General features: G+C 38.8%; 13 protein-coding genes. 2 read left to right on the top strand and 11 right to left on the bottom strand.

Going from position 1 to position 14,857, the window contains the following annotated elements:
* The first annotated feature begins 29 nt into the window (after positions 1-29).
* Positions 30-1,016 (top strand): UbiA family prenyltransferase, encoded by a 987-nt coding sequence (locus tag GM920_RS05715; protein WP_182954300.1) that lies wholly within the window; start codon positions 30-32, stop codon positions 1,014-1,016.
* A gap of 12 nt (positions 1,017-1,028) precedes the next feature.
* On the opposite strand, the gene GM920_RS05720 is transcribed toward GM920_RS05715, so the two are convergent.
* From GM920_RS05720 to GM920_RS05735, 4 genes are read right to left on the bottom strand one after another with little or no spacing between them, the layout of a single operon-like run.
* Positions 1,029-1,460 carry a hypothetical protein gene (locus GM920_RS05720; protein WP_182954303.1) on the bottom strand — a complete coding sequence of 144 codons (432 nt, stop codon included), beginning with the start codon at positions 1,458-1,460 and terminating at the stop codon, positions 1,029-1,031.
* A 2-nt stretch (positions 1,461-1,462) separates the two neighbouring features.
* Entirely contained in the window at positions 1,463-2,905 is a 1,443-nt protein-coding gene (locus tag GM920_RS05725; protein WP_182954305.1) for a GMC oxidoreductase, read from the bottom strand.
* A 32-nt stretch (positions 2,906-2,937) separates the two neighbouring features.
* Positions 2,938-3,936 carry a UbiA prenyltransferase family protein gene (locus GM920_RS05730; RefSeq protein WP_182954307.1) on the bottom strand — a complete coding sequence of 333 codons (999 nt, stop codon included), beginning with the start codon at positions 3,934-3,936 and terminating at the stop codon, positions 2,938-2,940.
* 11 nt (positions 3,937-3,947) lie between these two features.
* Entirely contained in the window at positions 3,948-4,625 is a 678-nt protein-coding gene (locus tag GM920_RS05735) for an HAD family hydrolase (protein ID WP_182954309.1), read from the bottom strand.
* A 67-nt stretch (positions 4,626-4,692) separates the two neighbouring features.
* Between GM920_RS05735 and GM920_RS05740 the strand changes: the two genes are divergently transcribed.
* The gene (locus GM920_RS05740; RefSeq protein WP_182954312.1) at positions 4,693-6,324 is read left to right on the top strand and encodes a glycosyltransferase family 39 protein; all 1,632 of its coding nucleotides are present in this window, start codon (positions 4,693-4,695) and stop codon (positions 6,322-6,324) included.
* A gap of 1 nt (position 6,325) precedes the next feature.
* Here GM920_RS05740 and GM920_RS05745 read toward each other — a convergent pair whose 3' ends face one another.
* The 7 genes from GM920_RS05745 to GM920_RS05775 form a co-directional block, all read right to left on the bottom strand.
* On the bottom strand, positions 6,326-7,180 hold the full coding sequence (locus tag GM920_RS05745; RefSeq protein WP_182954314.1) for a beta-1,6-N-acetylglucosaminyltransferase: 855 nt from the start codon (positions 7,178-7,180) through the stop codon (positions 6,326-6,328).
* Positions 7,181-7,291: 111 nt separating this feature from the next.
* On the bottom strand, positions 7,292-8,266 hold the full coding sequence (locus GM920_RS05750) for a hypothetical protein (protein ID WP_182954316.1): 975 nt from the start codon (positions 8,264-8,266) through the stop codon (positions 7,292-7,294).
* A 73-nt stretch (positions 8,267-8,339) separates the two neighbouring features.
* Complete coding sequence (locus GM920_RS05755; RefSeq protein ID WP_182954318.1) at positions 8,340-10,037, bottom strand: GMC oxidoreductase; 1,698 nt, start codon at positions 10,035-10,037, stop codon at positions 8,340-8,342.
* Positions 10,038-10,039: 2 nt separating this feature from the next.
* Positions 10,040-10,615, bottom strand: coding sequence for a gluconate 2-dehydrogenase subunit 3 family protein (locus GM920_RS05760; RefSeq protein ID WP_182954321.1), 576 nt, complete (start codon positions 10,613-10,615; stop codon positions 10,040-10,042).
* Positions 10,616-10,650: 35 nt separating this feature from the next.
* Positions 10,651-11,529: a glycosyltransferase family 8 protein gene (locus GM920_RS05765; protein ID WP_182954323.1), complete on the bottom strand. Its 879-nt coding sequence runs from the start codon at positions 11,527-11,529 to the stop codon at positions 10,651-10,653.
* Positions 11,530-11,572: 43 nt separating this feature from the next.
* Positions 11,573-12,925, bottom strand: a complete 1,353-nt coding sequence (locus GM920_RS05770) for a lipopolysaccharide biosynthesis protein (RefSeq protein WP_182954326.1) — start codon at positions 12,923-12,925, stop codon at positions 11,573-11,575.
* 256 nt (positions 12,926-13,181) lie between these two features.
* Positions 13,182-14,612 carry a hypothetical protein gene (locus GM920_RS05775; protein ID WP_182954328.1) on the bottom strand — a complete coding sequence of 477 codons (1,431 nt, stop codon included), beginning with the start codon at positions 14,610-14,612 and terminating at the stop codon, positions 13,182-13,184.
* Between the last annotated feature and the right edge of the window lie 245 nt (positions 14,613-14,857).

Below are 14,857 nucleotides of genomic sequence, written 5' to 3' on the forward strand. Positions count from 1 at the left end.
CATTGAAGAACCCATAGAAAAATAAGGTATTGAAGTTTTTTAGAATAATCAGATCCGTAGAATGGTGGGAATATAAATTACCTCCCTTACTTGCCATTGGCTATGCTACGGCACTGAAAACTGATGGGGTGTTTATGTTGGCCATTCCGCAGTTGATTATCTTACTGCTAGCCTTGGTTATTGGTGCCGTTTATGTTAGTATTATCAATGACATGACGGATATTGAAGCAGACCTGGCCAGTGGAAAAGCAAACAGAATGGTAGGTATCCGTCCGGAAATTCGCTGGATCTTTCCAACGCTATGCTTCATCTTAGGCCTGGGGTTTTGTGCTTTCCTCTATCCTGATCAACTATCAATATTCTTATATCTAATCCCATGGATCAGTTTTAGTCTTTATTCTTTTCGTCCGATAAGGTTGAAAAACCGAGGTATTTGGGGAGTATTGGCTGATGCATCAGGCTCACATATTTTCACGAGCTTACTGATGATCAGCAGTATTAGCCATGTCACCGGACAAACTATAGACTGGATTTGGTTTGGAAGTACTGGTGTATGGGCACTGTGTTATGGCGCCAGGGGGATTCTATGGCACCAGTTCCATGATCGAGAAAACGACCTACAGGCAGACTTAAATACTTACGCAGTCAAAATCGATCCCGCTCATTTCAGAAAACAGGAACTGAGCTTATTCTGTATTGAACTTATGGCGATGACAACCATGTTATATAGTCTTCATCTGATCCTACCCTTTCTATTTTTACTACTGTATCTGATATTGGCACTGATCCGTTCAAACCATCTTTCTTACAAGCCTGTACTGATCATTTGTCCTGAAAACCATCCTTTTCACATCTTAATGGCAGATTTTTACCAGGTATTTTTCCCACTTTCTCTTTTGATAACTGCGGCTTTCCTACAGCCCTACGCCTGGATCATCTTAGTGGTTCACCTGGCTCTTTTTCCTCAAAAAACAATCACTGCACTTAAGGATTTCAAGTCCATTTTCTCGAGATAACCATCCGCCCGATTAAGCTTCCCCGATTTCATCCGGAGGATAAAGCAGAAAAGAAAAAGGATTGGGAACGGGACTTTTATATGGACTATATAATCCCAAATAACGAACGACTTTCGTTTCGTCTGTTTTATGGATAAAGAAATCGCTGGACAGTAAAAATGATTTCATCAATTCAAAAATCTGATCGGACTTCTCCCAATTGATATTCAGATAATACATTGTTTTCCAGCGTATTTTAGCCATCATATCGTTTCCTCCTGCAGCAAAATAATCATCTACATATCTGGAAACACTTCCGGGTTCCAGTTTCAAATACTTAAACTCACGTTCAAGAAGTAATACCGCATATTCTTTGATACCCGGAGATACCAGATATAATGTTGTCGGAATCAATACACCCCCCGTGGCCAACCCTGTTAGCAATAAGAATTTTCTACGTTTCATATTTAAAAAGCTTTGTCGGCTGCATATAAAGACAATGCAGAAAGAGTTAGTGTTGGATTTGAGGCACTAAATGTTGTAAACGCACCTGCGCCAAGCACAAATAGATTTCTATATTGATGGTGAATTAAATGCTGATCTACGACGCCCAATTTTGGGTCTTTGCTCATTCTTGTGCCCCCTATTATGTGTCCTTCATTTGGAAAAGGATCCAAGTATTTTAATTTTTCTACCGGCAAACAAGATAAAATACCGGGAAGGGCTTTCTTCATGTTTTCAATTGCTTTCATGGTATACTCAGAACGTTCCGTAAAATGTACTGTTGGTACCAATTTATTCGCAGCCGAATTGCTGATGTAGTTGTTATGAAGGGGTAAGTCTTCAAATAGTAACCGGAAACTCGCAATATTTAGCCATTTTCCACGCTCCATCCGGAGGTAATATGGCGCATTGCTCACCTCCATTAAACAGGCAGCAAAATCTTTCCGGTGCGCTCCATCATACAACATATATCCATTCGCATTTACCCAGGTACTTCCACCAACATTTTTCATCTGATCAAGATAAATCAGGACCTGCATCCCAAGTTGTTCTCCAAACCCGCGTCCTGTCAATGGATTTTTATCTCCGGCATTCAAGAGAATATTGGTATTAAAAAACGGGTTAGCACCTAATGCAATCACCTCAGCAGAAGCTTGATACTCCTTCCCTTCAAGTACGTATAGTACTTTTTTCACCACATCGTTCTGTATTTCCAGGCTGTACACTTGAGCACCATACACCAATTCTACGCGTTGATCCTCATAAACACCCAGGTTGGCATTTTCTATAGTGAATTTCGCGTTTACAGGGCAGGTATCACAAGTACTGGCAGTCATGCAACGGTTTCTGCCATTGGCCGCTCGACTCGCTCTGGCGGTTGGCTGGCTGATGTATTGGTTACCATAAGTCTTATGCAGGATTTTATCGACGATACTAAATTCATGTGCTGGTAAAGGATATTTACCTTTCCGCGGGAAAGGAGTTTCTTCCGGGCCCGAAACAGACATCAGCGTTTCCGCTTCATCATAATATGGATCAAGGTCATCATAATCCACCGGCCAGTCCTCTCCTATTCCAAAAAGACTTTTCATCTTGAAATCTGAAGGCATAAACCTAGGTGTACAACCCCACCAACAATTTGAACAACCTCCGTAACCCGTGGTAAATGGCCATCTTTTCTTCGTATTCACATTCTGAATCGCCTGTTCCCAAGGCTCTTCATACTGCTGAAAGTCGGATTGCTCCCCTCTCTTTACTTTGAGCCTTTCGGCATGAGGGTAAAAATGTCCACGCTCCAAAACCAATACTTTTTGATCAGCATTTACCTTAGCTAAATACTTCTTTAAGAAGAAACTGGATGCAAAACCTGTCCCAACTACAATTAAATCATAATGGCTATTTTTCATTTAAAATATGAGCGAGATTATAATGGTTTAAATTAGTAATTATTAGCGTTTTTCAAGAACCAATGAAGCCATGGAATATCGACAAACATCAACACGCATAATAAAGTAGTGAATAAAACGAGGTAGAGCATAAACCATTTTCTGGTGTATAACTTCTCGGAACCCTGCACCGGGGAATCATTTAACAGACCAATCCGCAAGTACCAGGAAAACAGCAATGCAAAAAAAGGAAAGCTAAACAGAAGCTCTATCCGATCTTTAATCAGGAATATGCCCATAAAGAAAGCACAGGTAATGGCATAAAAAAACATAGATACCAATAAACTATTCTCTGTATAAAAGCGGAATGACTTTCTGTATTGCCCGGCAGTTTCCGGGTTTCCAATGAGTCGATATTCTGCAAAACGTTTGGTTGCCATCAAAAAGGCACCCCCCATCCAGTAAGCGATGATAATACTCACCGGAGGCAAAGTATTGATCCAATCTAAATCCCATTTGCTATCCGGTGCACCTAAAGCCGGACTAAAAATAAACCAGCCTGCAGCAAACCTAATCGGGTTGTTCACCGATTCACTCAGCACGTCCAGGAATACCCGGTCTTTGCTTCTAAATGGTTGAACATTGTAAATTACCCCCATAAATAACAATACCGCTGCTGTAGAAAGGAATTTCAAGGAAACCAGGTAAGCCAAAGCGAGGCCGATAACCGCAAGCACGGCATATTCTAAATAAACAATAACTGGGTTAATTGCGGTCACCACAGAAGATCTTTTCTTCTTTAAAGGATGGAACTGATCAAAGCCTGCATCTAGGTATTCATTGATGACGTAATTTGCTGAAGCCACCAAACAAATGCTAATGATACCGATGACAATCTTAAAAAGCAGCTCAGAATCAAAAGGCGTATGAAAAATAGACAATGCAAAAAGCATCCCGGGTACCATAAACAGATTCTTCACCCAATTGTCTGGTCTGGCTATCGCGATATAGTCTGTTAAAGTCGCCGTTTTCCTAGGCTGTTCGTCGGTCATAAATACAAGAGTTATAATTTTGATTTCTTTATGCTAATTGCCAGATCCTCATAAAATCCAGCATTCTGTTTCCTGACCAATAAGAATGGAATCCCTGCAGCATCTGCGCAGATGCCATCCAGTTCCATTCTATCCCCAATAAAAAGACAATTCCTTTTGTCTTTAATTTTCATCTCCGACAAAATATAATTCAAACCATTGGGTAAGGGTTTCAGCGAATTGATCCCCGGCTGAGTGGAGCTTACCATCAGGTCTACCTGAATATTCATGTGACTTAGTTTCTGTGCGGCATCATAATCGGAATAAACTGCTCTTGCAATTTTCAGCCTTTCCAGCTCCTTAAAGAAAGCGTTTAGTCCAGCATATTTGCAGGAGGCTAAATAAGGATTTGGGAAATTAAAAATCCAATGCTCCACTACCCGCTTTACCTCCGCAATGGAGCAATTCAGTTGCTTAGCGCACCATTCATATTGCGCTTCCTCCAAATTATCCACCTTCAAACCGGCATGCGCCTCTCTTTCTTTTCTGAAATAATATAGAATCAACAGGTCATTATACTTCCATGGCCTGATGATATAATATCTGATCAGCGCGAAAAACATTTTCTTTCTTAACTTAGACTGGTCGTAAAGTGTGCCATCCACGTCGAAAATAATTAGCTCAAGCTTATCCCATGATATATCTTTCAAATTCTTTATCTCTATTTAGTTGTAAAAATATTAAAAAATTCGATATTGCACACCTTATTAGCTATAAATGAACACAATAAACCACAGCTCTTTCTTAGAAGAAAAGAAAAAATGGAACATTTTATTGGTCATTTTTTTAATCATTGGAATAGCCATCAGGCTTTATCACTATTTATACAACCGCTCTTTATGGATGGATGAAGTATATCTATCCAGTAGCTTCTTAAGAATGGATGGGCTGGAGATCCTGACTAAGCCACTATATTATCAGCAAAAAGCACCTATAGGCTTTTTATTATTTGTAAAATATACTGTTCAGCTATTTGGAAACAAAGAGATGGCCTTAAGATTGATTCCCCTAATTTCAGGAATTTCATCCCTATTCCTTTTTATTCCTGTGGCGAACTATTTTCTCAGGAAGCCTGCGGCAGTACTCGCTATTGGAATACTTTGCCTTTCACCGGCATTGGTTTATCATAGTGTGGAAATTAAGCAATATTCAACGGAGTTATTAGCGACCCTCTGTTCCTTTTATCTTTATATTAAGTATCGATCATCTAATCAATTTAAAGACCTCCTCTTCTGGGGACTAAGTGGCGCATTGATCCTTTGGTTTTCTTACTCCGCCATCTTCATACTTGGGGGTATAGCCATCAGTTTGAGTAGCTCCTACCTATTGACAAAAAAATGGGACCGCTTTGCCTGGAGCATCCTCCCTTTTGGACTGTGGCTAATCAGTTTTTTAGCCAACTATTTCCTATTCACACATAAACATGCGGAATCTGAATGGATCGCTTTATGGTTCAGATCCTATGGTAACTTTATGCCTTTCCCACCAAAATCTTTGTCAGACTTGCAGTGGTTCGCTGTGAACCTTTACAGAATGATGGATTATCCTTTAGGATTATTGTGGAACTTTAATCAGATTGAAAATTCTGGAGCTTTAAGCATCCTTGTAAAATTACCATTCATCCCATTATTTCTACTGATTTATGGGAGCTATGCTTTTTTTAAAGAAAGAACAGGGCTCGCATGGATACTTTTCAGTCCGATATTGCTGACGCTTCTCGCCTCTGGACTGGAGCTCTACCCCCTTACGGAGCGATTCTGGGTTTTCATTTCCCCAATTTTCATCTTACTGATTGCGAAGGGCTTCGAATGCGGATCGAGCAGGATAAAATCTAAAAAACTTAGGCTCTTATTTTTATTGCTGGTCATTATGCCTGCATTGGTACAATCGGCCATTTTTCTTTGGAAACCTGATCAATTTTATGTCCACAAGAAATCTGAGCAACGGGAAGCCTTACAATTCCTGGATCTACACTATAAAAAAGGTGATGCTGTTTATGTGTATTGGAATAATTTACCGGGATACAGGGCCTATAAAACGATGTATCCACTTAAATACGAAGCCATCGAGGGAACTAACCAGCGTAAATACGCCAAAAATTATAGGGATTACGAACAATTACTGAAAGCAGATTTCAGCAAATTTACTGGCAAAAAGCGGGTGTGGTTAGTTTTTAACACACAATTCCTGACAGACATAGGTGACGGCATTGATGAGCCTACCTGGTATTACAAAGACCCGATAAAACCGATGGATCACCTGCTCAGCCAATTCAATAAACTAGGAAAACCGATTGCCCAATACGTAACCAAAGACGTCAGTGTTTACCTTTTCGAATTACCTGATTAAACTAGCTGGTCTGCTCATCAATTAAATCCAAAACTGATGCGCTCATAGGCATATCGAACTTTCTGGCAAAAAACATATTTGAATTGAGCATTAATGACATGTCTTCCAACTCCAGAATCCTGGGGTTCGCTTTTCCTTCAGGAAAATAGATATATCGTAAATTATCATTGATGATTTGATCCTTTAATGGGGAATTGAGCAAGATTGTTGGAATAACAAATTCATCCGTACCCCAACAGAACTTAAGAAACTGATCTAGTTTACTTTTCTGATCAAAGAATCCAGATAAATAGCTGGCACATTCATGGTTTAAAGTCCACCAACTTGCTTTTCGGCCACCATACAATTTCAAGGACATCGGGAACTTCCTAAGGGGAAGAACCTTGTTCATGACGCCCTGCATAAAATACTTCCCAAAGAAATTAAAATCGGTCAAATGATATTGCTCATACCTATGCTTGGCCATTTTCCACCAATCGGATTCTTCTTCGGGTTCGTAAAACACGAAAGAATTATGCTCATGTTTTTTAAGGAAAGCATAAAGTTCTTCATTTGTCTTTAAGGGATAATCCTGAGCGCTTAATAAGTTATAAAAGCCATAACTGGTTTTATTCTTCAGAACTTCTTTTAAAGAATTTAACATCGCTTTTAACGTACTGTGACCTCCCCAATTACAAACTACCCTATCCTTTATAAAATAGACTCCTGCGATCTCCTTAAGATATAAGAAGTCTTCGATCTCGACTTTTTTATCGATATGAATATAAAAATCGAAATGCTCATGTTGCATTTTCCGAATCAATCGCTCTAGTTGCAAAGGATTTTTATGTGCGATTATAATGTGAGCTACGCGCATAACTAATAAATTAAAAACATCTGAAGAAATGGGTGAACGGCCTGGTACTTTATCATCAATTAATATAGATTAAAAATAGCAACAATCAAGAGTATTCTTAGTTTTTCGTAATTATTTCACTGCAAGCAGTAATTCTTTGTAAGCTCTAACCTTTACAGGATTCCGTAGAATAACCTGTAAACTCTTCCTTAATCCATATTTCCAATGTCGTTGTGCTAGGGCAAGTACCGCTTGTTCCAATATTAAATCATCTTTCAACAGTCTTTTCATTTTCAGTGTCAAGTTAATGATGAATTCTTTTTCAGTCAAACGATTTTTAGAATCGCTAAACAGCTGTGCAATAAATTTGTCCAGCATTACTTTTTGACGTTTGCCCCAGTAATGAGCAACAAAATCTTCCGTTGGCACAATATCCGTAGTTTTTTGTAAGATTAAAGCAAATGCCAATTGCTCGCTGACAAACCATTTGGAGTTTGCATAAAACTCATCACTGAGCTTGATGACATCCGGCATCACCGTTGAAAAGCTGGTATGCAAGCCTAGAACACCAGAATTCCAGCTATAGTCGTTTTTATCAAAACGCAAGGTCTTATCCTTAACGGTAAAATCCCGGTTGGAGATGTAGTCCAAAAAATCTTTTGGATGTTTCCCCATATTAATGGCGTTAAAAAACTGAAAACCTTGTTCCAGGGTATGCTCTTTGGTATGCATAAAGCTTTGCCCGGCTTTAAATCCATTCCATAGCATTTTCGGATCCTCGGTAAAAAAAGTATCTGAATCTATGAACAATAGATGATCATTGGGATATTGTTTAAAGGTTAAGTCAATGACCCCAACTTTGATCCGATGAATGAAGTCTAGTGCTCCTAACATTTCCTTTCTCAGTGCTTCGGTTAGCAGCACATATTCTATCGGAATGTGCCCGAGATAGGGTTCAAAAAACTGAGGATGATCGGTATAAATCAGAATCCTAAGACCTTTAAGATCCGAGGTTGACCAGGAGTAGAAACTCAAAATAGAAAAAATAGCTCTACGATATTCTGTTTCCCTCCCATAGGAAAGTAGGACTAAATTTTTATTTAACATGTCCTGGAGCTAAGCGTATAATGTTCATTCAATAAAGGTTAGGCTCTGATCATAGTCAAATTGTAAGCCATATTTACAAGTCCCCTTTTTTCAGTTGCTGATAAGCGAATTCACAGGCTCTAGCGGTCAGTGCCATATAGGTTAAAGAAGGATTCTGACAACTTGAAGAGGTCATTGCGCTTCCATCGGTAATGAAAACATTTTTAGCATTATGCATCTGATTGAACTTATTTAAGACAGAAGTTTTCTCGTCATGCCCCATACGAGCGGTTCCCATCTCATGAACGGTACTTCCTCCAGCCTTTTTATAATTAAAAACTTCTACCCCTTTGAACCCAGCATGCTCCAACATTTCTGCAGAAGTTTTCTGAATGTCCTGCATCATTTTATTTTCATTGTCTTTGAATGAAAAGTCAATTTTGATTAATGGCTGCCCCCATTTATCCTTTTGCGTATTATCTAGTGTAATTTGATTCTCAAAATAGGGCAAACATTCTCCCCATCCTGCCATCCAGATTGTCCAGTCCCCAGGGCTGGTCAATTGTTTTTTGAAGTCTTTTCCGAATCCATTTAAATTATGAGAAAGATCCGTCCACTCTTGTCTTTCTCCATGTCCCTGGATATTATAGCCTCTTTTAAAATTAAGGCCTTCATTTTCTTTGAGGTTTCTAAATCTTGGAATTAGAAATCCACAAGGTCTTCTTCCTTTATAATAATAGTCTTTAAACTGGTCATGGAGCCCATAAGCCCCTGCTGAAGAGTGATGATCCATCAAATTATGGCCGATCTGCTCACTATCATTACCAAAACCATTAGGAAAGCGGGACGATACCGAGTTTAACAATAAACCTGCGGTAGCGATAGTTGAGGCATTGATAAAAAGGATTTTCGAATAGAACTCATAAACTTCGTTACTGAGTGCATCGATTATTCGCACACCTTTTGCCCGGTGACTTTGTTCCTCATACAGTACCTCAGTCACAATAGAAAAAGGCCTAAGTGTTAAATTCCCTGTCGCCATTGCCGCTGGAATAGTAGAGCTGTTGCTACTGAAATAACCGCCAAAAGGGCATCCACGATCACACAAATTCCGGTTCTGGCAAGGTCCGCGATGGTCCCATCCGCGTGTTAGATTGGCTACTCTTGCGATCGTGAGCAATCGGTTTTCCTCATTTTTTTTCAAAGAATCTGCCAGGTGTTTTTCTATGTAATTCAACTCCATGGCGGGTAAGAATTCTCCATCTGGTAAATGCGGCAAATTTTCTTTCTGTCCACTTACCCCGATAAAAGATTCCACATGGCTATACCATGGTGCTAGATCCTTGTACCTTATCGGCCAATCCACAGCTATCCCATCTTTGATATTAGCCTCAAAATCAAGATCACTCATGCGATAACACTGTCTGCCCCAAACCAACGACCGGCCTCCCACCTGATATCCTCTCAGCCAGTGAAACGGCTGATCTTGTATATAAGGGTGTTCGGCATCACTCACATAAAAATGTTTGGTTCCAGGATTATAGGAATTACTTTGAACCGGATCCATTTCCTGATCTTTCAGCGTATTGTTGAGTCCGTATTTAAAATCCCAGGGATTCAGATTGGCTGTGGGATAATCAGCGATATGCTTCACATCCCTACCCCTTTCCAGGAGTAAGGTTTTAAACCCTTTTTTACAAAGCTCCATTGCGGCCCATCCACCACTTATTCCTGAACCGATGACAATGGCATCGTAAGTATTTTGTTCCTTAGTTTTTTGGCTGTTATACATAACTATTTGGTCGCCCAGGATTTTTGGTTTGGTTTAAGGATGGTACAGGCTTCGAAATTGCCCGGAATGTAGTCATATGCCAGCCCCTGAGTTGCCCCGGGTTTCGACATACAATACCCTTCAATAGTTAGATCTCTTAGTGTCAGGTAAAATGATTCCCCAAAAATCTTTTTGTTAATTCTATTTAAAATGCGGTAAGAGAAGCCGGAATGACTGGCAATATATTCAAAAACGGCTTGTTTTTCATTAGCAGTACAGTTCATAAATGGCTTTCCATAATTGTCCAAAGCATACGATTCTACCCGATCAAGGCCGGCACAAAACTTGTTTTGTTTCTTGATGTCCATACAATTCAACAACACTTTAACAATATAATCTGCTACATTAGCGGACTTTGCCCCTGGTGTTTCCGTTTCGGGAATAATAATTTCGGCAAGTTCTGCGATCATGTCTTTCTTACTCCATAAGGTAGCTGGATCGACTTTTCGCGTCAGTTCCGTCCATTTAAAAATGGAAAATGATGACACCCCTACGGCACCAAAAACTACAATGCGTTTTAAATAACTCCTTCTGTTCAAAAGTTCTAACTAAAAAATTATCGATAAGAAACGTTCTATTTGAAAAACAACTTGATTTTCTCCAACATGTTATTGATTTTCTTCAAATACCTTGTCGTTTCACCAATAGGCTGGAAATCACTAAATTTCGTTTTATTCAGATAGTAGAAAAACTCCTTTTTATAATTATAGGCGTAGGTTTTATAAATTGGCTTACGGTGAAAATAATGAATCAACTTAGGATGAGGGTCTGTGCAGACAGAGAAACAATTCCACATTCTGTCGATCTCATACCAGTTTCCTACCAATGCGATATTTAAACCATACTGATCCCCCAACGCTGCATATTTCTTGTTGTTATTGATGGCATCAAAAGTCTTCTGCGTAATGTCCTGTGCTCTCCATCTGTCAATATTGATCAATTGCATTCCCGCATTAAAATATTTCTCATTTGGATCTAGTCCTAACTCCTGATAATTTTCAATCCCTTCAGCAATCGTTTTCGCTTGTGGTCCTACAGTATCATTCACAGCCCCAATTACTTTATCACCGATATCAATTTTCCATAAATTACTGATGTCATCGAGCATAATCATATCGACATCCAGGAAGATGATCTTATTTACTTCTTTTGGAATGAAGTAAGGGATCAGCAATCTGATATAAGTATTTAAAGGATAGGTATTGTTAACCAATGGTAAAGTCACCCCTTCCGGGATAATTTCATCCATTTTCAACCAGATCATGTTCATCTTCTCCATAGTCAGAGAAGCGGTTAACTTTTGCTTATTCTGCTTAGATATCTGATCATCCACCAAATAAACATCAATTAACTCTTCCGTCTGGTGGTTCATTTCAATTGATTTCAATAGTGCGGCCAGTAAAACCACATAATGATTGTCACAAGCTAATATTATAGAGATCTTCTTACTCATTATTATGTTATATATATTATCTGATATTTGAATTGAAATACCACTAACCTCTGGTTAAAAATGAACGTTTAAGTTGTTTTAAAAATACAACTATTTCTTTATAGCCAATCACAAAAATCCCCCAAAAACTAAATTTAGCATATTTATATAAAGGGTAATAGGTCATGAGGATGGCGATTACCGTAGGGAATACGGAAGCTATGGCGATGGTATAAATTGAATGATAAATAGACATTCCGATAAAAACGGCGATCACATTCACAATCAACATCACGATAATTTTATAGAAATTCACTTTAGGCTGATGAATCACATCGAGTGCCAATGCAAAGAAACGATCTGCGGGATACAGCAAGGCGATCACCATAAACATGCGGAAGAGGTTGGGTGCTTCATTGTTAACATACCCTTTCCCTGCAATTAGACTAATGATGGGTTCGGCGAAGATCAAGGCAAACAGCACTATTGGCACCAAGGCAATGGTGAGCATCCCAATGAGTTTTTTTAAGGTATACATCATTTCTTCCTTCTCATTTCTGTTGTAATGCAGAGAAAGTATAGGCATTCCACTAGCGGCAAAGCTAGAAAGTGGAATTTCGATCAGCTGAATTAACTTTCCGCCAAGGTTGTACATGGCCAGCGCCGCAGGACCAATAAAGAAATTGATGATAAAGGTATTGGTTACATTAAACAGATTGGAGCCGATGTTGGTGCCCATGCTATACTTCCCAAAATGGAACAATTCAAGAACCGTTGGCCGTTCTGCGTTAACCACAGATCTGATCATTGTCCATTTCAAAATCAGGACAAGAATCCCTGAAACGAAAAAAGAAATACAATAACCCAATAGCACCGAATCCAGGCTTAATTTTTCTAAGATAAAAAGGATAAAGACAATCAGGGTAAAACTACCCTGAGTCATGACTCTAAGCCACAATAAACGGTCAAAACGCTTGTCGGCCTGCACCACACAATTTGCCATAAAAGAAGGCAAGGTGATGACAGAAATCAGCGCAAAATAACGGAGAAATACAGCCAAACCTTCATTACTTACATGATCTGCAATAAAATAAGCGGGGATATTAAGCAGCACCAGCAACAAAGTGATTAATAATGCGATGACCCATGCGGAACCGGCAACCACTTCTGCCCTTTCCTTTTCTGTCCCACTATAAAATTTAACGAAGGTAATCGTCAGAAATCCTGCTCTTAAGGTATCAATAAGTCCTATTGCGGCCAGGAAGAAAATATAAATACCCAGATCGGTTACCGAAAGTCCACGATATAAAAGCGCCAAAGTGATCATTCCAAAACCTGCCATCACTGCATTTCCGAGCAAAGATTGAAAATGCATATTTTTAAAGATGGAGAGCAGTTTTTTTAGGCGTTCGAGCATGTATAACAGGTTGTCAGATTTGAAATAAGCAAATGATAGGGAAAGATATAAAAATAATCAACTTTAACCGAACAAATACTTAAATGGCTACAAAACCCGGGTAAAAACCATAAGTTACCCAAGGATCAGCTATGCCCCTTTACACAATAAACAGACCAAAAAGGGAGAAAACAAGTTCATAAAAAATCCCCTTAACCAATATCTTGATTAAGGGGATTTTCTCTTGTCATTAAAGTGATATTTACACTGACATTATTTACTCAACTGCACCTATTGATGGTTTTGATAAAGACCTTGGTGTATTGTAAATATCGAAACTGATCGCTGGTGTAGCAGAAATCTGTAAATTCTGACTCGTTAGTGCTGCTCCTGCATTTTTTGCTGCTGAGTTGGCGCCAAGCATCAATTTATTCTCATCAACAATTCCTGCTTCAGCAGCAGTCTTGAAATATTTATTATTAAAAGCATTTGGCGGAGTAGGTCCCATATCATTATAAATGAAGTTGGTGTTATTTTGCCCCACTAGAGTAAACTTATACCCTAAATTGTTGAAGATATCTGTTTTACCACCTTGCAAACCATAAAGGTCTAATATCTGCGCCGGGAATTGTTCTTTAGGCAATAGGTTTCCACACGTATTGTTAAACACTTTTGCATTTACAAAAGTAGTCTTACCTGGCAACATATTTCTTTCGAAGGCCTGCAATTCAAATCCGCTGTACATTCTGGAGTTGATCACAATATTATTAAAGATCAACACTTCCTGAGGTGTAGTACCAATACTATAAGCCCAGGCTCTGATTGCATTTCCTTGATGATTCTTGATCAGGTTGTTATAAAACTTACCATTTCCTTGCACATAAAAGATCCCATTGTGGTTATCATTACTCTGATTGATGTCTTGCACCGTATTATTATGAAGGTCGTAGGCTTCTGCATTTTCCAATGCAACCACACTTCCTACAGCTCTTGAATCCCTAAAGTTTAGGTAAGCAACTTCCACATTTTTCACAAGACCAGTGATGGTACCGTTTTCAACGGATCCTCTAAACCTAATTAAAGTACCGGTGTTGACCGCATCTATATACAGGAATTTCAGGTTTTTACTGTAAGAACTTTCAGAACCATTATAAACTTTTTCGGAGTTATATTGAATCGCGTTATAGGTGTTTACGTTAGAGAATGAAACATATTTTAGCGTAAAATCATTGATGTCATTTTTAAGCTGGATCGATGCTGCGTCAGAACTCTTGTCTCTAAAAACAAAGCCTTTATCAATTCCAGGGGTTCCATTGCCAGAAATCGTTACATTTTTCAAATTAGACAAAGTCATTTGTCTGTTTCCAACGATTTCAACGAGTCCGTCATTTAAAACAAATGCTGTTCCATTTGCAAGAACGATGTTAGCGATCTGGATGTCACTATAAGAACCACCTTTAATCTTAATCACCGTATTACCAGTAATACCTAATGTCTTACCGTCAATGGATAGATTTCCTGAACCCGTCCCGACTTCAATTACTTTTGAATTTCCGGGAATTTCTACAGAATCTTTTGGAGGCGTCGGTATAACCGGAATCTCAGTTTCAGGCTTTGTAATGTCTGTCCCTATATTTGGATTCTTTTTACACGCACAAAAAACAACTAATACACACAATGCTAAATTCACTCTAAGGGCGTTTACCATAACTTAATTTTTACTAATACATTGAACAACCGAAACAATTGTAACAAATAATCTACAAATAAAAGCAGCCACCTGTTCGGCAGTCAAATTGACGTTTTCAACAAAAACCGCCAAATTATTATGTTGGGGAATAATTTCCTCGTTTATCAACACTTTTTTGGAATTAAAATAAAGTGCTTTGTGACATTAATATTACAAAGCGACCATTAAAAAGCACAAACTGGCTTTCGTATAGTAACCCATAG

It is taken from the genome of Pedobacter gandavensis (genome assembly GCF_014172405.1).
Lineage (GTDB): Bacteria > Bacteroidota > Bacteroidia > Sphingobacteriales > Sphingobacteriaceae > Pedobacter > Pedobacter gandavensis.